The sequence below is a fragment of the Pseudomonas sp. LPB4.O genome (assembly GCF_038383825.1).
Taxonomy (GTDB): Bacteria; Pseudomonadota; Gammaproteobacteria; order Pseudomonadales; family Pseudomonadaceae; genus Aquipseudomonas; species Aquipseudomonas putida.
This window is the reverse complement of record NZ_CP151298.1, coordinates 4,414,917-4,432,855: the sequence shown is the minus strand read 5'-3', so window position 1 is coordinate 4,432,855 and position 17,939 is coordinate 4,414,917. Positions and strand designations below refer to the sequence as shown.

The window sequence follows — 17,939 nt, the reverse complement described above, 5'->3', positions numbered from 1 at the left end:
TGGGAGCGGGCATGCCCGCGAAACAGGCGACTCGGTGGATGGCACCGGCTATGCCGGTGTTCGCGGGCATGCCCGCTCCCACAGGGTCCCGAGTTGTTCCTCAGATTGCGTTGTGGGTTTTCAGCCAGCCCAGGCCCGCCTCGGTGGTGGTCTTGGGCTTGTACTCCGCGCCCACCCAGCCTTGGTAGCCAATGCGGTCCAGGTGCTCGAACAGGAAGCGGTAGTTGATCTCGCCAGTACCAGGCTCGTTACGGCCGGGGTTGTCGGCCAGCTGGATGTGGTTGATCAGCTGCAGGTTGGTTTCCATGGTGCGAGCCAGGTCACCTTCCATGATCTGCATGTGGTAGATGTCGTACTGCAGGAACAGGTTGTCACTGCCCACTTCGGCCTGGATTTCCAGGGCCTGCTGGGTGGTGTTCAGGTAAAAGCCCGGGATGTCGCGGGTGTTGATCATTTCCATGACCAGGCGGATACCGGCGGCCTTGAGCTTGTCGGCGGCGTAGCGAAGGTTCTCCACGAAGGTCTTGCGCACGGTGGCGCAGTCCGGGCCTTGTGGGCGAATGCCGGCCAGGGCGTTGACCTGGGTGTTGCCCAGCACCTTGGCGTACTCGATGGCCTTGTCGACACCGGCGCGGAATTCTTCGATACGGTCGGGGTGGCAGGTGATACCGCGCTCACCTTTGGCCCAGTCGCCGGCAGGCAGGTTGAACAGCACCTGGGTCAGGCCGTTGGCTTCCAGCTGCTGCTTGATTTCTGCAGCGCTGAAGTCGTAGGGGAACAGGTATTCGACGCCACTGAAACCGGCGTCGGCGGCAGCCTTGAAGCGGGCCAGGAAGTCCTGTTCGGTGAACAGCATGGACAGGTTGGCAGCGAAGCGAGGCATGAGTTGTCTCCTTGCGATGAAGGCCCCCAGGGCGTGCCTGGGGGCGTCAGGCGATCAGTCCAGCATCGAGATGGCGGTTGGCGCGTCGTTGCCGACCAGCGCCAGGTCTTCGAACTCGTTGACCGCGTTGATCTCGGTGCCCATGGAAATGTTGGTCACACGCTCGAGAATCACTTCGACCACCACCGGCACGCGGAACTCTTCGGCCATCTTCTGCGCCTTGAGCAGGGCTGGGGCGATCTCGGCCGGTTCGAACACGCGAATGGCTTTGCAGCCCAGGCCTTCGACCACTGCAACGTGGTCGACACCGTAGGTGGCGGCGTCGGTCGAGTTGATGTTCTCGAACGCCAGTTGTACACAGTAATCCATGTCGAAGCCACGCTGCGCCTGACGGATCAGGCCCAGGTAGGCGTTGTTCACCAGCACGTGGACGTACGGCAGGTTGAACTGCGCACCCACTGCCAGTTCTTCAATCATGAACTGGAAGTCGTAGTCACCCGACAGCGCCACAACCTTGCGTTTAGGGTCTGCTTTGACAACACCCAGTGCGGCAGGGATGGTCCAGCCCAGCGGGCCGGCCTGGCCACAGTTGATCCAGTGGCGTGGCTTGTACACGTGCAGGAACTGCGCGCCGGCAATCTGCGACAGGCCGATGGTGCTGACGTAGGTGGTGTCCTTGCCGAATACCTGGTTCATTTCTTCGTATACGCGCTGCGGCTTGACCGGCACGTTGTCGAAGTGGGTCTTGCGCTGCAGGGTGGCTTTGCGCTGTTGGCAATCTTCCAGCCAGGCAGCACGGTCTTTCAGCTTGCCAGCGGCTTTCCACTCGCGGGCCACTTCCAGGAACACGTCCAGTGCCTTGCCGGCGTCTGAAACGATACCCAGGTCCGGGGTGAATACGCGGCCGATCTGGGTCGGTTCGATGTCGACGTGCACGAACTTGCGGCCTTCGGTGTAGACATCGACGGAGCCGGTGTGGCGGTTGGCCCAGCGGTTACCGATACCGAACACCAGGTCGGATTTCAGCAGGGTGGCGTTGCCGTAGCGGTGCGAAGTCTGCAGGCCGACCATGCCGACCATTTGGGCGTGGTCGTCCGGGATGGTGCCCCAGCCCATCAGGGTCGGGATTACCGGCACGCCGGTCAGTTCGGCGAACTCGACCAGCTTGTCGCTGGCATCGGCGTTGATGATGCCGCCACCGGCGACCAGCAGCGGGCGCTCGGCGTCGTTGAGCAGGGCCAGGGCTTTTTCAGCCTGTACGCGAGTGGCGGACGGCTTGTTGACGGCCAGCGGCTCGTAGGCGTCGATGTCGAATTCGATTTCGGCCATCTGTACGTCGAACGGCAGGTCGATCAGTACCGGGCCTGGGCGGCCGGTGCGCATTTCATAGAAGGCCTTCTGGAAGGCGTAAGGCACCTGGCCTGGCTCCAGAACGGTGGTCGCCCACTTGGTCACCGGCTTGACGATGCTAGTGATGTCGACGGCCTGGAAGTCTTCTTTGTGCAGGCGTGCACGCGGGGCCTGGCCGGTGATGCAGAGGATCGGGATGGAGTCGGCCGAGGCGCTGTACAGGCCGGTGACCATGTCGGTGCCGGCTGGGCCGGAAGTGCCGATGCACACGCCGATGTTGCCCGGGTTGGCACGGGTGTAGCCCTCGGCCATGTGCGAGGCACCTTCGACGTGGCGAGCGAGGACGTGATCGATGCCACCGACTTTCTTCAGGGCCGAGTACAACGGGTTGATGGCAGCCCCTGGGATGCCGAACGCGGTATCTACACCTTCACGGCGCATGACCAGAACGGCTGCATCGATTGCTCTCATTTTGCTCATGGGTTGTGCCTCATCGATTTTGTAATTGTATACAACTTGCTTTGCGACAGAGTGTATTCACGGCTGGCGGCTCAGGTCAATGGGTTTTCATCGGGTAGGCCGGGTTTCGTCAAAGCGGCCGTGAAAACGGCTATTTGCGCCATCGCATACGATCGTTTCAAAATATTGTATACAAAAGTGCCTTTCGTTGTGTTCTATTTGCTCTATCAGTTTTCAACTGCCCTCAGGGCTTCTCACAACAAGAAGAGGACCTTTCCATGAACGTCTTGAACCTGAAAGTCGCTGTCAGCCTGGTAAATGCCGCACTGGCGGCGGGCCGCAACATCAATGCCGCGCCACTGACCGTGGCGGTGCTGGATGCCGGCGGGCATCTGCTGGCGCTACAGCGTGAGGATGGCGCAAGCCTTATCCGCCCTGAGGTTGCCACTGGCAAAGCCTGGGGCGCGATTGCCCTGGGCAAGGGATCGCGGCTGCTGGCGCTGGACGCGCAGCAGCGTCCGGCGTTTTTTGCCGCGTTGAACGGGATGGGTGAACGGCCGGTGGTGCCGGCACCGGGTGGTGTGCTGATCCGTGATCAGGACGGCAAGGTGCTGGGTGCGGTGGGGATCAGCGGCGATACGTCGGATATCGACGAGCAGTGTGCGATCAGTGCGATCGAGGAGGTGGGGTTGAAGGCGGATGCCGGGGTAGCGGCGTAACGCTCAAGATAGCCGGGGCCGCTTTGCGGCCCATTCGCGGCACAAGGCCGCTCCTACAGGGGATCGCGTTTGACCTGCGATCGCGATGTCCTGTAGGAGCGGCCTTGTGCCGCGAATGGGCTGCGAAGCAGCCCCACTGGCCCTGTCAGGCTGCTTCAGGCTCACAGCCTTTCAAGACCATGCGAATGATGGTCTCGGCCGCCGCGTCATAATCGCTGTCGGCCAGCTTGGCCTTGCCGGTCACCGCAGAAATCTGCCAGTCAAAGTCGGCATACGTCTGGGTCGCCGCCCAGATGCTGAACATCAGGTGATGCGCGTCCACATGGGCAATCTGCCCGCGGTCGATCCAGCGCTGGATGCATTCGATGTTGTGCCGGGCCTGCTCGTTCAGCTGCTCCACCTGGTTGGGCGACAGGTGCGGGGCGCCGTGCATGATCTCGCTGGCAAACACCTTGGAGGCGTGCGGCAGGTCGCGCGAAATGCGGATCTTCGAACGAATGTACGCACTCAGCACTTCCTTGGGGTCGCCGTCGGCATTGAATGGCGTCGACGCCTGCATGATTGGCGCGATGATGCTTTCCAGGACTTCGCGGTAGAGGTTGTCCTTGGACTTGAAGTAGTAATACACGTTCGGCTTGGGCAGGCCGGCCTTGGCCGCGATATCGCTGGTCTTGGTGGCGGCGAAGCCCTTGTCGGCGAATTCCTCGCTGGCCGCGCGCAGGATCAATTCCTTGTTGCGCTCGCGAATGGTGCTCATGGTCAGGGATCTTCCTCGTGTCTGGCCACCTCTAAGAGGGATCGGGCATGGTAGCACCGCGCTCGACGGGCGCTCAAGGCAGCGGCTTTGGGCTAGAATCCGTGGCACACACCTATCTGGATACAGGCAAACATGGCAGGAAGCAGTCTACTGGTACTGATCGACGACATCGCCACGGTGCTTGATGACGTCTCGCTAATGACCAAGGTCGCGGCAAAAAAAACAGCAGGTGTGCTGGGCGATGACCTGGCGCTGAACGCCCAGCAGGTTACCGGTGTGCGTGCCGAGCGCGAAATACCGGTGGTGTGGGCGGTGGCCAAGGGGTCGTTCGTCAACAAGGCAATCCTGGTGCCGGCAGCGCTGCTGATCAGTGCGTTCATTCCGTGGGCGGTTACGCCATTGTTGATGATCGGTGGCGCCTACCTGTGTTTCGAAGGCTTCGAGAAGCTGGCGCACAAGTTCCTGCACAGCAAGGAAGAGGACGACGCGCAGCACAATGCCCGTAAGGAAGCCGTGGCTGACGCCAATGTCGACCTGGTGGCGTTCGAGAAAACCAAGATCAAGGGCGCGGTGCGCACCGACTTCATCCTGTCAGCGGAAATCATCGCCATCACCTTGGGTACCGTGGCCGATGCGCCGCTGAGCCAGCAGATCATCGTGCTGTCGGGCATCGCCATCGTCATGACCATCGGCGTTTACGGGCTGGTGGCGGGCATCGTCAAGCTCGATGATCTGGGGTTGTGGATGACCCAAAAGGCATCGAGCCTGACCCAGGCCGTCGGCAACGGCATCCTGCGGGCTGCGCCCTACATGATGAAGAGCCTGTCGGTGATCGGCACGGCGGCGATGTTTCTGGTCGGTGGCGGCATTCTGGTGCATGGCATCGAGCCGCTGCATCATGCCATCGAGGCGTTCAGCGAGGGGCGTGGCGGGGCGTTGACCGGGGCACTGCTCAATGGCGTAGCCGGGGTGCTGGCCGGTGGCGTGGTGCTGGCGGTGGTGGCGGTTGCCGGCAAATTGTGGCGGGCGATCCGGCCTGCCACATAAGGTTGCATGGCCGGGGCTTTGCCCCGGTTTGCGTAGGAAACGGTGATCATTGTGGGAGCGGGCTTGTCCCGCGAAGGGGGCCTCGCGGTGCATGGCACCGGCTGCGCCGGTGTTCGCGGGACAAGCCCGCTCCCACGGGGCCTGCTTAGGTCAGAAGTGAACCTTGACCAGGAAACTCATGGTGTTCTGGTCAGTCGTAAAGGCATCGCTGTCCTTGATGCCGTACTTGTTCTTCCAGTAGTCGTACTCCACACCCACATACAGCTGCTTCTCGCCCAGGTGCAATGCCTTGCCCAGGTCATACTTGATCTGCGGGTTGAAGTGCAGGTTGGCGTGGTAGGTGCCGCGGCGGTTCTCGTCGTTGTCCACCACCCAGTCCATGAAGCCGTCGATCAGCACGTCGGAATCGCCCACCGGGATGGTGTACGACCATACCGGGGTGATCTGCCATACGTTGTCGCCGGCGCGGCTGCCGTCGGTGGTGCGGTTGTAGAAGTTCAGCTGGAAGTAGTCGAAGCCGGGAATGGCCAGGTCGAACCCTGGGCCGATCAGGTACGACTCGGTGTCACCCTCGCCAAACTCGTAGGTCATCGCCAGCAGCACGTCCTTGACCGGGCCGAACTCCACCTTCTGATCGAAGATCTTGTTGAACGACAGGCGTGGGCTGATTTCACCGTAATAGGTATTCGGGCCATTGCCGGCGTCTTTCTGGCCTTGGTAGAAGATCTTGTCGACGAAGACGAAGTTGTCGCCGTACTTCCAGCCATCGGCGTGTTCAAACGTGACGGTTTGCTGAATCGCCGGGTTGACCTTGAAGTTCTTGCCCCACAGGTAGGTCAGGCTGTTGTTCTGCCATTGCAGCAGGTCGTCGGCGTAGGTCGTGCCACAGGCCAGCAGGCCGCCGGCGAGGATCAGGCTGTTGATGGTACGCATTGCGAGTGTCGCTCCCTTGATTGATCTGTTGTCAGCGCTCGGTATTGGCGCTTTTTTGTTGTCTTGCGAGTCAGCTTTTTTCGATAGGCCACAGCTGTTTGGCAAGGGTTGAGCCAACTTTTCCGGGTTGGCAAAACCTTCCTGCTCGACTTCGTTCTGAACGGATGAAAAGGGTCTTTCAGGCTGGCAACACGTTGGCCAACCGCCCGTATTCATTGACTGAGCGGTCAGTAAACGCAGGCAGAATCCGTTCTGCCCTGATCGAGGGGGCGCGCAGATTACTGGCTTGCGCGCCGCGCCTCAAGTGCTCCGTCCTGGAGCGGGGTGGTTCAAACTTGTGCGTTTGGTCAGTTTCTTAGAAATGCACTTTGATCAGGGCACTGGCGACGCTCTGGTTGCTTTCCAGGTTGCCGCGGCTGTCGATGCCGTATTTGTCCTTCCAGTAGCTGTACTCAAAGCCCACGTAGAGCTGCTTGGCGCCCAGGTTCAGCGCCTTGCCCAAGTCGTATTTGACCTGCGGGTTGAAGTGCAGGTTGGCGTGATAGGTGCCACGGCGGGTCTGGTCGTTGTCGGGGACCCAGTCCATGTAACCGTCGATCAGAATGTCAGACCTGCCCACGGGGATGGTGTACGACCAGCCAGGGGTGATCTGCCAGACGTTGTCACCGGGGCGGCTGCCCTCGGTGTTGCGCACGTAGAAGTTGAGGGTGAAATAGTTGAAGCCGGGGATGTTCAGGTCAAAGCCGGGGCCGATCAGGTAGGCTTCGTTGTCGCCTTCGCCGCGCTCGTAGGTCATCGCCAGCAGCACGTCCTTGATAGGGCCGAAGGCAAGCTTCTGGTCGAAGATCTTGCCGAACGACAGGCGCGGGCTGAACTCGCCGTAGTAGGTGGTCACGCCTTTGCTGGCGTCGGCCTTGCCGTTGTAGAAGATCTTGTCGACGAACATGAAGGTGTCGCCGTACTTCCATTTGTTGGCGTGCTCGAACGTGATGGTCTGCTGGATATCAGGGTTGACCTTGAAGTCCTTGCCATACAGGTAGGTCAGGCTTTCGCCATGCCATTGCAGCCATTCGCCTGCATGCGAGGGTAGGGTGGCCAGCAGGCTGCTGCCCAACAACAGGGACGTGGTGATGCGCTTCATGTTGTGATTCCCGGACTTATTGTTTTTGTTGGCGGTTTTTTTGGCGCGCAGGCGCCCCGGGCGACCCATTCCGGCGGGTCGACGGCGTAGCGGTTACTGCAGATGTGAGTAAGGGGCGGCAATGCGCCGCCCCGTTTGGCTCAATGCTGGTGACACGCGTCGTTGTGCACCGCGCGGTCGGCGCCACCAAGGATGTTGAACAGCACGTTCAACACCAGGGCACTGACCGTGGCCATGGCGATACCACTGTGGGTGATGGGTTCCATCCACTGCGGCATCTGGGCAAAGAACTCCGGACGCACCACGGGGATCAACCCGAAGCCGACGCTCACCGCCACCAGCAGCTGGTTGCGGCGGTCGCCGATGTCCGCCTCCTGAAGAATCTTGATCCCGGTGGCGGTGACCATGCCGAACATGGCAATGGACGCGCCGCCCAGTACTGCAGGCGGGATCGAGGCAATCAGGAAGGCCGCCTTGGGCAGCAGGCTCAGCAGGATCAGCAGTGCACCGGCCACGATGGTGACAAAGCGGCAGCGCACCCCGGTCATCTGCACCAGGCCGATGTTCTGGGCGAACGAGGAGTGGGTAAAGGTGTTGAAGAAGCCGGCAATGAACGATGCACCGGCATCGCACAGCAGGCCGCGACGCAGCATCCCTGGCGTAACTTCGCGATCAGTCACCTTGCCCAGGGCCAGGAACATGCCGGTGGACTCGACGAAGATGATCACCACCACCAGGCACATGGACAGGATCGGCGCCAGGCTGAAGGTCGGCATGCCGAAGTGCAGTGGGGTTACCACCTGCAACCACGGCGCGTCTTTCAGGCCAGACAGGTCGACCATGCCGATGGAGCCGGCCAGGATGTAGCCAAGGCCCATGCCCACCAGCACCGATACGTTGACCCAGAAGCCACGCATGAAGCGGTTGATCAGCAGGATGACCGCCAGCACCAGGCCGGCCACCAGCAGGTAGATCGGCGAGCCGAAGGTTTCAGCTTCATGGCCGCCACCGGCCCAGTTGACCGCCACCGGGAACAGCGACAGGCCAATCGAGGTGATCACCGTACCGGTGACCAGCGGCGGGAAGAAACGTACGACCTTGGACATGAACGGCGCGATCAGCATGCCGAAGAACCCGGCGGCGATGGTCGCCCCGAAGATCCCCTGCAGGCCCACGCCGGGCATGCCGGCCATGGCCACCATGCTGCCGACGGCAGCGAAACTGGCACCCATCATCACCGGCATGCGGATGCCCACCGGGCCGATACCGAACGACTGGATGATGGTTGCGACGCCAGCGACCAGCAGGTCGGCGTTGATCAGGAAAGCGACTTCTTCACGGGACAACCCAGCGGCCTGGCCGATGATCAACGGCACGGCAATCGCGCCACCGTACATCAGCAGAACGTGTTGCAGGCCAACCAGGATCAGTTGGAACAAGGGCAAGGGTTCGCGCGGCGGCGCAATGGGGATATACGCCTTGCGTGACTCGGACATGCAGCACCTCGAGTTTTGTTTTTATTCTCGGATCCAAGCGGCAAGCTCCAAGCGGCAGTTTCTCGGTGAAGAGAGACCGGGGTTCCCGCTTGCAGTTGAACGCTCGATGCTTGCTTGTTGCGTGAATCTTCAAGTTTGAGGCCGGGTTAACCGGCCTCTTCGCGGCGCAAGGCCGCTCCTACAGGGGACTCAGTCGCCTTGTAGGAGGGTGTTTCAATTGACCTGGGCACCTTTGGCGATCCAGTCGCCGACGAGCTTGCGTTCTTCGGTGGTCATCTGGGTGATGTTGCCCAGCGGCATGATCTGGCTGGCGACCGCTTGCGCCTGGATGCGCGCGGCCTGGGCCTGGATCTGCTGCGGGGTGTCGAACATCACGCCGGCAGGGGCGGCGCTGAACAGTGGGCTGGTCGGCTTGGACGAGTGGCACACGGTGCAGCGTTCCTGGATGACATTGTGGATCTTGTCGAAGTCGCCACCGCCGGCCTGGGCAGCGGCCTGGGCCGGTGCTTGCGCGGGTGCAGCCGGCGCTTCGGCAGCCTTGGCGGCGTCCTCGGCGCGCTGCTCGGCAGCGGTCTTGCCACCGACGGCAGTCGCAGGCAGCGGCTGGTACTCGACCTTCGCTGCCGCTTGCTCAGGGCTTACGGCCATCGGTTTCGGACCGGTGACGTAGGCCAGGCAGATCATCGCCAAGGCGCCGACCGGCAGGGTCCAGGCGTACTTGTTGCTGTCGTGGCGGGTGTTGAAGTAGTGGCGGATCAGAACCGCGGCTACTGCGATACCGGCCAGGATCAGCCAGTTGTACTGGCTACCGTAGGTGCTCGGGAAATGGTTGCTGATCATGATGAACAGCACCGGCAGGGTGAAGTAGTTGTTGTGGCGCGAGCGCAGCAGGCCCTTGGCCGGCAGCACCGGGTCGGGCGTCTGGTTGTTCTCGATCGCCGCCACCAGCTGGCGCTGGGCCGGCATGATGATGCGGAACACGTTACCGACCATGATGGTGCCGATGATCGCGCCGGTGTGCAGGTATGCACCACGGCCGCTGAACACCAGGCTGAAGCCCCAGCAGGCGGCGATGATCAGCACGAACAGTACACCGCCGAGCAGCGCTGGCTTCTTGCCCAGGGGCGAGTCGCACAGGAAGTCGTAGATGAACCAGCCAGCGATCAGCGAGCCGATACCGATGGCCACGCCTTCGGCACCGCTCAGGCTGCTGCCAGGGGCCAGCAGGTAAAGGGCCGGGTTCCAGTAGAACACCACGCACAGCAGGGCGATACCGGACATCCAGGTGAAGTAGGCTTCCCATTTGAACCAGTGCAGGTTCTCGGGCATTTTCGGGGGTGCGAGCTTGTATTTCTCCAGGTGGTAGATACCACCGCCGTGAATTGCCCAGAGATCACCCGACAACCCATCGCGCGGGTTGCTTCGGTTCAGGTGGTTCTCCAGCCAGACGAAGTAGAACGATGCACCGATCCAGGCGACACCGGTGATCATGTGAACCCAGCGAATGCTCAGGTTCAGCCATTCGTGAAGGTGTGCTTCCACAGTATGTACCTCTGCCGATCACCTGATGATGATCGACCTTTTCTTATTGGTGGGGATTGAGGATCAGCATCTGTTCCTCGGTGAAGTAATGCTCATCGCAGTTGTTGCCAGAACCACTGCGATCAACCACCAGGAAATCATCCCGCTTTTCGATCGTGAGCACCGGGTGGTGCCAAACGCCGCGATGGTAATTGATGCCCTGCCTGCCATTACTGCGGAAGGCGCGGACCAAGCCTGATACAGGTGCATCGCCAACGGGCGCGACCACGATCAGAAAGGGGTTGCCGAGCAGCGGGATGAAAGCCTGGCTGCCCAGCGGATGGCGTTCCAGCATGCGTACGGTCAGCGGCATGTCCAGCGCGTCGGCGCGGAAGATGCTGATGATCGCCTTGTCTTCGGGCTCGGCGGTCTCGACCGTGGCGAGCTTGTGGAAGCGCATGGTCGAGCCGTTGTTGATCATGAAGTGGTCGCTGCCGTCGGTTTCGATCACGTCTCCGAACTGGGCGAAGGCTTCTTTGGTCAGGGGCTCGATCATCAGGGTGCGCATGCGGGTCTCTCTTATATGTTCGTTGTACTGAAAAAGGTTCGGCTGTCGCTTACAACTGCAGCAGGCGGAACAGGGCGATCAGGTTGATCTGCGCCAGGGCTTCCTTGAATTCGGCATCTGCATCGTTGTGGATGCGCTTTTCAAAGGCGGCGAGGATCTGGTGCCGGTTGCTGCCCTTGACCGCCATGATGAACGGGAACTGGAACTTGGCTTTGTAGGCGTCGTTCAGCTCGGTGAAGCGGGCGAACTCTTCGGCGGTGCACTGGTGGATACCGGCGCCGGCTTGTTCGTTGGTGCTCGATTCGGTCAGCTCGCCCTGGATGGCGGCCTTGCCGGCCAGGTCCGGGTGAGCATTGATCAGCGCCAGCTGGTCGGCGTGGTTGGCGCTGAGCAGGATGTCGCTCATGCGCTGGTGCAGCGCCTCGATCTCGTCCAGCTCGCCCAACTGGCCCAGGTCGTAGGCTTTTTCGGCAACCCACGGCGAGTGCTCGTAGATGTCGGCGAAGGCCTCGACGAAGGCGTCACGGCTCAGGGCGGAGGGCTTGAGGGTGTTGAAGGCGGTCATCAGGCGTTCTCTTTCTTGTACGGGTGGGTGGCGTGCCAGTGGCGGGCGATATCCACGCGACGGGCGAACCAGACCTGGTCATGGCTTTTTGCGTAATCGACGAAGCGCTTGAGTGCAGCCAGCCGTGCCGGGCGGCCGACCAGGCGGCAGTGCAGGCCGATGGAGAGCATTTTCGGCGCTTCGGCGCCTTCGGCGTACAGCACATCAAAGGCGTCTTTCAGGTACTGGAAGAACTGCTCGCCGCAGTTGAAACCCTGTACCTGGGTGAAACGCATGTCGTTGGTGTCCAGGGTGTAGGGGATCACCAGGTGCGGCTTGCCGGTGGGGTTGTTCGGCTCCCAGTAGGGCAGGTCGTCGTCGTAGGTGTCGCTGTCGTACAGGAACCCGCCTTCTTCCATCACCAGGCGGCGGGTGTTCGGGCCGGTGCGGCCGGTGTACCAGCCCACCGGGCGCTCGCCGGTGAGTTCGGTGAGGATGCGGATGGCTTCGAGCATGTGCTCGCGCTCCTGGGCCTCGTCCATGTTCTGGTAGTCGATCCAGCGGTAGCCGTGGCTGCAAATCTCGTGGCCGGCTTCGGCCATGGCGCGGATCACGTCGGGGTGGCGCTGGGCGGCCATAGCCACGGCGAAGACGGTCAATGGCACGCCGCTGTCCTTGAACAGCTTCAGCAGGCGCCACACGCCAGCACGGCTGCCGTATTCGTACAGCGACTCCATGCTCATGTTGCGCTGGCCCTGCAGCGGCTGGGCAGCGACCATCTCGGACAGGAAGGCTTCGGACTCTTTGTCACCGTGCAGGATGTTGCGTTCGCCGCCTTCCTCGTAATTGAGGACGAAAGACAGCGCGATGCGAGCGTTGCCCGGCCATTGCGGGTGAGGAGGGTTGTTGCCGTAACCGATCAGGTCGCGAGGGTAGTCAGCGCTCACTGCAGTCTTCCTTCTTGTGCGTTAGTGCGGGTGGTGGGCGGGCCGCGTCGGTATGTCGCACCACCGGATGGGCTGATTGTATACAACTTCTGAAATCTTTTGTAAGCCTGTTTTTCCGCATTTCTTCCCTTTTGTCGCCGCGCGGCGACCTGGAAATACAGTGCAAGAAACCTGCCTGATTGGTCAGCTAATGACGTTTGCCTCGTTATGCTGCCTGTATTTGCGACCGATGGGTCGTTTAGGGGCAGGAAATGCCGGGTGCGACAGATGGGTTTAAAAAATTGTGTACAATCCGGCGATGGAATGTCTTAATGGCGTCATTCCCGCCTGCCGCAGGCGCTATGCTGGTGCGATGGCTGAGTATTTTTTGCCCACAGATTGAACAAGAGGCGACACGCAATGGGACGTTTGACCACACACGTACTGGATGCCGCGCATGGCTGTCCGGGCAGCTCGATTAAGGTCGAGCTGTACCGCGTCGAAGGCCAGCAGCTGGAGCTGGTGAACACCGCCCTGACCAACAGCGATGGCCGCGTCGACGCGCCGCTGCTGCAGGGTGACGACTACCGCACCGGTGTTTACCAGTTGCAGTTCAGCGCTGGCGATTACTACCGCGCCCGTGGCGTGCAGTTGCCGGCCCAGGCGTTTCTGGATGTTGTTGTGCTGCGCTTTGGCATCGACGAGTCGCAGGAGCACTACCACGTGCCGCTGCTGATCTCGCCGTACAGCTATTCGACCTATCGTGGAAGCTAGTTGGTCGCTAGAAGAATCTTCGTAGGTCCTTTGGCCCGCTCTCACACTGGCGGGCTTTTTTTCGTCTGCAGGAAAGTGGTGGGTGATGCGGGGTGTTCGGCGTGGGTTATATAGCCGGAATGAAATCGAGCGCCGCTCGCGCGGCGCTCGATCTCGAAGACACTAAAACTCTATAGCCAGGCTACCGGTGCTTAGAGGAACACGAACTTGGCAATGAAGATGGCGCACAGCACCCACAGGCTGGCCGAGATTTCCTTGTACTTGCCGGTGCCTGCCTTCAACGCGACGTAGGTGATGAAACCCAGCGCGATACCATCGGCAACGGAGAAGGTCAGCGGCATCATGATGACCGTGACAATCGCCGGAATGCTGTCGGTGGCTTCGTCCCAATGGATGTGCGCCATGCTGCCCATCATCAGCATTGCCACGTAGATCAACGCACCCGCCGTTGCGTAGGCCGGAATCATCCCGGCCAGTGGGGCGAAGAACATCGCGGCGATGAACAGCAGGCCAACCACCACCGCAGTGAGGCCGGTACGACCACCTGCGGCCACACCTGCGGCACTCTCCACATAACTGGTCACTGGAGGCACGCCGACCACAGCACCGAATACGCTGGAAGCACTGTCGGCCTTCAATGCGCGTGACAGGCCTTCGATACGCCCGTCCGGCGCTACCAGGTTCGCTCGCTGGGCAACCCCCATCAGCGTGCCAGCGGTGTCGAACATGTGCACGAACAGGAACGCCAGTACCACGCTGATCATGCTGACGTTGAACACCCCGGCCACGTCCATGGCCATCCAGGTCGGTGCCAGGCTTGGCGGCATCGACATCACCCCGCCAAACTTGACCAGGCCCAGGCCCCAACCCGCCAGGGTGACGCCAATGATGCTGATCAGGATCGCGCCAAACACCCGCTTGTAGCTGAGGATGGCAATCAGCAGGAAGCACACGGCCGCCAGCAGCGGCCCCGGCTCATGCAGCGAGCCCAGCTTGATCAGGGTGGCGGGGCTGTCGACGATGATGCCTGCCGTTTTCAGGCCGATCAGCCCGAGAAACAATCCGACGCCGGCCCCCATGGCATGGCGCAGGCTGACCGGGATGCTGTTGAGCAACCATTCGCGCACTTTCGACAAGGTCAGGAACATGAACAGCACGCCCGAGACGAACACCGCCCCCAGTGCCGTTTCCCAGTTGTAGCCCATGGTGCCGACCACGGTGTAGGTGAAGAAGGCGTTAAGCCCCATGCCCGGCGCCAGGCCCACCGGCCAGTTGGCGTACAGGCCCATCAGCAGGCAGCCCAGCGCGGCGGCGATGCAGGTGGCGACGAAAGCGGCACCATGGTCGATGCCGGCGTCGGCCATGATGTTGGGGTTGACGAAGATGATGTAGGCCATGGTGATGAAGGTGGTCACCCCGGCGATCATTTCGGTTTTGACGGTGCTGCCATGTTGCTTGAGTTTGAAAATCCGCTCCAGCCAGCTTGTTTCGAGCGGTGGGGCGAGATCCAGCGTAGGGGCTTCGGATTTGCGGCTTTCCACAGCGAGTACTCCTCAAGTCTTTCTTGTTGTTATGGAGCCAGTTTCCTGCGCAAGGCACTTGGCGGCTCCGCGAGGGAAGGCAGACGTCTGACCGTTTTATTGACTCGCGGGTCAAGAAGTTGCTCGGTGGATTATGCTTTTGTGTACAAAGAATGCAAATAATGTTTTATGTTTTGTGTGCGCAATGCGTCGTACAACGGCTATATAGGTAAAACGCCACCTGCGGAATCGCCTCAGCCTGTGTACAATGGCGCCATACTTTCTCTTCGTGCCTCGAGAGCCCATGAACGAACAGCTGCAACCTCTGAAGAAACCTGCACGTGTCGGCAAGGCCGGCCGCAGTGGTACCCAGGACGACATCGTCTACGCGCACATTTTCGAGGCGATCCTCGAGCAGCGCCTGGCGCCGGGCACCAAGTTGAGCGAGGAAGCGCTGGGCGAAATCTTCGGCGTCAGCCGCACCATCATCCGCCGCGCCCTGTCGCGCCTGGCCCACGAAAGCGTGGTGCTGCTGCGGCCGAACCGCGGTGCAGTGGTGGCCAGCCCCACGGTAGAAGAGGCGCGCCAGGTGTTCTTCTCGCGGCGCATGGTGGAGCGGGCCATTACCGAACTGGCCGTGCAGCATGCCACCCTGGATCAGCTCAACGAACTGCGCCAGATGGTGCGCGAAGAGCGCGACAGCTTCTCTCGCGGTGATCGCGGTGCCGGCATTCGTCTTTCCGGCGAGTTCCACCTCAAGCTTGCGGAAGCCGCGGGCAATGCGCCGCTGGTGAGCTTCCAGCGCAGCCTGGTGTCGCAGACTTCGCTGATCATTGCCCAGTACGAAAGCGGCAACCGCTCGCATTGCTCGTATGACGAGCACATGCAGCTGATCGATGCCATCGAGGCGCGTGACGCCGAGCAGGCTGTGAGCCTGATGATGCACCACATGGACCACATCGACAGCAAGCTGAACCTGGACGAGGAGAGCGCCTCGGACGATCTGCATGCGGTGTTCTCGCATTTGCTGAAAAAGCCCAAGGTTTCTGCCAAGGGTTGATCGTTTGCCAAGGTGATTGAAGGGGGCTGCTTTGCAGCCCATTCGCAGCACGAGGCTGCTCCTACAGGCGTTACGCGATCCCTGTAGGAGCAGCCTTGTGCTGCGAATGGGTCGCGAGCGCCCCCCAGTCATTTCTGGCCCTAAGCCAAACGTCTGCTAAATTCTTGTGAGCAAACCTTCATCAAGCAGTTGGGCTTGCGCATTCGCTGCGTTCAACTTCTTGAGGAATGGATTCATGAGCATGTCCCTCGGTAAACGCATGGGTGCCGAACTGATCGGCACCTTCTGGCTGGTCCTTGGCGGCTGTGGCAGTGCAGTACTCGCAGCCAGTTCCCCTCTCGGCATCGGTGTGCTCGGTGTCGCTTTCGCCTTCGGCCTCACCGTACTGACCATGGCGTTCGCCATCGGCCATATCTCGGGTTGCCATTTGAACCCCGCCGTGTCGTTCGGGCTAGTGGTGGGCGGGCGGTTTCCGGCCAAAGAGCTGTTGCCCTACGTGATCGCACAAGTGATTGGCGCCATCCTGGCAGCGGGTGTGATCTACCTCATCGCCAGCGGCAAGGCCGGTTTCGAGTTGTCGTCGGGATTGGCTTCAAACGGCTATGCCGACCACTCGCCCGGTGGTTATACGCTGGGTGCGGGTTTCATCAGTGAAGTGGTGATGACGGCGATGTTCCTGGTGGTGATCATGGGGGCGACCGATTCCCGGGCGCCGGCAGGTTTTGCGCCGATAGCCATCGGCCTGGCCCTGACCCTGATCCACCTGATATCGATCCCGATCACCAACACCTCGGTCAACCCCGCGCGTAGCACGGGGCCGGCCTTGTTCGTCGGGGGCTGGGCCCTGCAGCAACTGTGGCTGTTCTGGGTGGCGCCGCTGATCGGCGCTGCAATCGGCGGCGCGCTGTACCGGGGCCTTGCAAAAGAGCCTTAGCGCTGGTGCACGCAACGCCCGGCAGCGTAGGTTTCGCGCACAGTGCGGTCATCGCCCAGGGTGGTGAGCACGAACAGGGTCTCTTCGATGCTGTTGGACTGCTGAATACGGTAGTCCAGCAGCGGCGTGGCCTTGTAGTCCAGCACCACGAAGTCGGCATCGTTGCCCGGGCGCAGGCTGCCGATGCGCTCGTCCAGGCGTAGCGCGCGGGCGCCGCCGAGGGTGGCCAGGTACAGCGACTTGTACGGGTGCAGGCGCGCGCCTTGCAGCTGCATCACCTTGTACGCTTCGTTCAGGGTGTTGAGCAGCGAGAAGCTGGTGCCGGCGCCGACGTCGGTACCCAGGCCTACGTTGACCTTGAAGCGCTCAGCCTGGGGCAGGTTGAACAGGCCGCTGCCGAGGAACAGGTTGGAGGTGGGGCAGAAGGCCACGGCCGAGCCGGTTTCGGCCAGGCGCTGGCATTCGTCGTCGCACAGGTGCACGCCGTGGGCAAACACTGAGCGCTCGCCCAACAGCTCGAAGTGGTCGTACACGTCCAGGTAACCCTTCTGCTCAGGGAACAGCGACTTGACCCAGTCGATTTCCTTGAGGTTTTCCGACAGGTGCGTGTGCATGTACACGCCCGGGTGTTCCTTGAGTAACTGGCCGGCCAGGGTCAGCTGTTCGGGTGTGCTGGTCGGGGCGAAGCGCGGGGTAACTGCGTAATGCAGGCGGCCCTTGCCATGCCAGCGCTCGATCAGCGCCTTGCTCTCGGCATAGCCGGATTCGGCAGTGTCGGTCAGGTAGTCCGGGGCGTTGCGGTCCATCATCACCTTGCCGGCGATCAGGCGCAGGTCCAGGCGCTCGGCCTCTTCGAACAGGGCGTTGACCGATTCCGGGTGCACGCTACCGAATACCAGCGCGGTGGTGGTGCCGTTGCGCAGCAGTTCCTTGAGGAAGATTTTCGCCACCTGGTCGGCGTGCGCTTTGTCGGCGAACTGCTTTTCGCAGGGGAAGGTGTAGGTGTTCAGCCAGTCCAGCAGTTGCTCGCCGTAAGAGCCGATCATGCCGGTTTGCGGGAAATGGATGTGGGTGTCGATAAAACCCGGGGTGATCAGCGCGTCCTGGTAGTGCTCCACCGGGATGCCTGCGTCCAGGGTCGGCAGCAGTTCGCTGGCGTGGCCAATGGCGCTGATGCGGCCATCGTCGACCACCAGCAGGCCGTCTTCGAAGTACTCATGGGAAGCCTCCAGGCCCACCTCGGCCGGGTCGGCGATGCTGTGCAGGATGGCGGCACGGTAGGCTTTACGGGTAACGGTCATAACACA

17 protein-coding genes are annotated in these 17,939 nt (G+C 61.4%); 5 read left to right on the top strand and 12 right to left on the bottom strand.

Going from position 1 to position 17,939, the window contains the following annotated elements:
• Positions 1 to 100 precede the first annotated feature (100 nt).
• Positions 101 to 883 (bottom strand): hydroxypyruvate isomerase, encoded by a 783-nt coding sequence (gene hyi / locus MRBLPB4O_RS20080; protein WP_049273327.1) that lies wholly within the window; start codon positions 881 to 883, stop codon positions 101 to 103.
• A 54-nt stretch (positions 884 to 937) separates the two neighbouring features.
• Positions 938 to 2,713, bottom strand: coding sequence for a glyoxylate carboligase (gcl, locus tag MRBLPB4O_RS20075; protein ID WP_016498605.1), 1,776 nt, complete (start codon positions 2,711 to 2,713; stop codon positions 938 to 940).
• A 257-nt stretch (positions 2,714 to 2,970) separates the two neighbouring features.
• Here gcl and MRBLPB4O_RS20070 point away from each other — a divergent pair, with 257 nt between their 5' ends.
• The gene (locus tag MRBLPB4O_RS20070; protein WP_063423152.1) at positions 2,971 to 3,411 is read left to right on the top strand and encodes a heme-binding protein; all 441 of its coding nucleotides are present in this window, start codon (positions 2,971 to 2,973) and stop codon (positions 3,409 to 3,411) included.
• A gap of 145 nt (positions 3,412 to 3,556) precedes the next feature.
• Here MRBLPB4O_RS20070 and MRBLPB4O_RS20065 read toward each other — a convergent pair whose 3' ends face one another.
• Positions 3,557 to 4,168, bottom strand: coding sequence for a TetR/AcrR family transcriptional regulator (locus MRBLPB4O_RS20065; protein WP_010955036.1), 612 nt, complete (start codon positions 4,166 to 4,168; stop codon positions 3,557 to 3,559).
• A 132-nt stretch (positions 4,169 to 4,300) separates the two neighbouring features.
• Here MRBLPB4O_RS20065 and MRBLPB4O_RS20060 point away from each other — a divergent pair, with 132 nt between their 5' ends.
• On the top strand, positions 4,301 to 5,215 hold the full coding sequence (locus MRBLPB4O_RS20060; RefSeq protein WP_341796390.1) for a DUF808 domain-containing protein: 915 nt from the start codon (positions 4,301 to 4,303) through the stop codon (positions 5,213 to 5,215).
• A 150-nt stretch (positions 5,216 to 5,365) separates the two neighbouring features.
• On the opposite strand, the gene MRBLPB4O_RS20055 is transcribed toward MRBLPB4O_RS20060, so the two are convergent.
• The 7 genes from MRBLPB4O_RS20055 to puuE all read right to left on the bottom strand — a co-directional run bounded on the left by MRBLPB4O_RS20055 (position 5,366) and on the right by puuE (position 12,365).
• Positions 5,366 to 6,148 (bottom strand): outer membrane protein OmpK, encoded by a 783-nt coding sequence (locus MRBLPB4O_RS20055; protein WP_341796389.1) that lies wholly within the window; start codon positions 6,146 to 6,148, stop codon positions 5,366 to 5,368.
• A 355-nt stretch (positions 6,149 to 6,503) separates the two neighbouring features.
• On the bottom strand, positions 6,504 to 7,289 hold the full coding sequence (locus MRBLPB4O_RS20050; RefSeq protein WP_023047851.1) for an outer membrane protein OmpK: 786 nt from the start codon (positions 7,287 to 7,289) through the stop codon (positions 6,504 to 6,506).
• Positions 7,290 to 7,429: 140 nt separating this feature from the next.
• On the bottom strand, positions 7,430 to 8,785 hold the full coding sequence (locus MRBLPB4O_RS20045; RefSeq protein WP_012273436.1) for a nucleobase:cation symporter-2 family protein: 1,356 nt from the start codon (positions 8,783 to 8,785) through the stop codon (positions 7,430 to 7,432).
• A gap of 213 nt (positions 8,786 to 8,998) precedes the next feature.
• Complete coding sequence (locus MRBLPB4O_RS20040) at positions 8,999 to 10,327, bottom strand: urate hydroxylase PuuD (RefSeq protein WP_341796388.1); 1,329 nt, start codon at positions 10,325 to 10,327, stop codon at positions 8,999 to 9,001.
• A 43-nt stretch (positions 10,328 to 10,370) separates the two neighbouring features.
• Positions 10,371 to 10,874, bottom strand: a complete 504-nt coding sequence (locus MRBLPB4O_RS20035) for an ureidoglycolate lyase (RefSeq protein WP_016488365.1) — start codon at positions 10,872 to 10,874, stop codon at positions 10,371 to 10,373.
• Positions 10,875 to 10,923: 49 nt separating this feature from the next.
• Positions 10,924 to 11,439 carry a 2-oxo-4-hydroxy-4-carboxy-5-ureidoimidazoline decarboxylase gene (gene uraD, locus MRBLPB4O_RS20030; RefSeq protein ID WP_016498613.1) on the bottom strand — a complete coding sequence of 172 codons (516 nt, stop codon included), beginning with the start codon at positions 11,437 to 11,439 and terminating at the stop codon, positions 10,924 to 10,926.
• Positions 11,439 to 12,365, bottom strand: a complete 927-nt coding sequence (gene puuE / locus MRBLPB4O_RS20025) for an allantoinase PuuE (RefSeq protein WP_016488363.1) — start codon at positions 12,363 to 12,365, stop codon at positions 11,439 to 11,441. The genes uraD and puuE overlap by 1 nt, the downstream gene beginning before the upstream one ends.
• Before the next feature lie 399 nt (positions 12,366 to 12,764).
• Here puuE and uraH point away from each other — a divergent pair, with 399 nt between their 5' ends.
• Positions 12,765 to 13,118 (top strand): hydroxyisourate hydrolase, encoded by a 354-nt coding sequence (uraH, locus tag MRBLPB4O_RS20020; protein ID WP_003254328.1) that lies wholly within the window; start codon positions 12,765 to 12,767, stop codon positions 13,116 to 13,118.
• 191 nt (positions 13,119 to 13,309) lie between these two features.
• Here the strand turns inward: uraH and MRBLPB4O_RS20015 are convergent, their stop codons facing one another.
• Complete coding sequence (locus tag MRBLPB4O_RS20015) at positions 13,310 to 14,629, bottom strand: NCS2 family permease (RefSeq protein WP_341798916.1); 1,320 nt, start codon at positions 14,627 to 14,629, stop codon at positions 13,310 to 13,312.
• A 313-nt stretch (positions 14,630 to 14,942) separates the two neighbouring features.
• Here MRBLPB4O_RS20015 and MRBLPB4O_RS20010 point away from each other — a divergent pair, with 313 nt between their 5' ends.
• On the top strand, positions 14,943 to 15,698 hold the full coding sequence (locus tag MRBLPB4O_RS20010; RefSeq protein WP_012273431.1) for a GntR family transcriptional regulator: 756 nt from the start codon (positions 14,943 to 14,945) through the stop codon (positions 15,696 to 15,698).
• A gap of 235 nt (positions 15,699 to 15,933) precedes the next feature.
• Positions 15,934 to 16,632 (top strand): aquaporin Z, encoded by a 699-nt coding sequence (aqpZ, locus tag MRBLPB4O_RS20005; RefSeq protein ID WP_059395748.1) that lies wholly within the window; start codon positions 15,934 to 15,936, stop codon positions 16,630 to 16,632.
• Here aqpZ and guaD read toward each other — a convergent pair.
• Positions 16,629 to 17,933, bottom strand: a complete 1,305-nt coding sequence (guaD, locus tag MRBLPB4O_RS20000; protein ID WP_174370607.1) for a guanine deaminase — start codon at positions 17,931 to 17,933, stop codon at positions 16,629 to 16,631. The genes aqpZ and guaD overlap by 4 nt on opposite strands.
• Between the last annotated feature and the right edge of the window lie 6 nt (positions 17,934 to 17,939).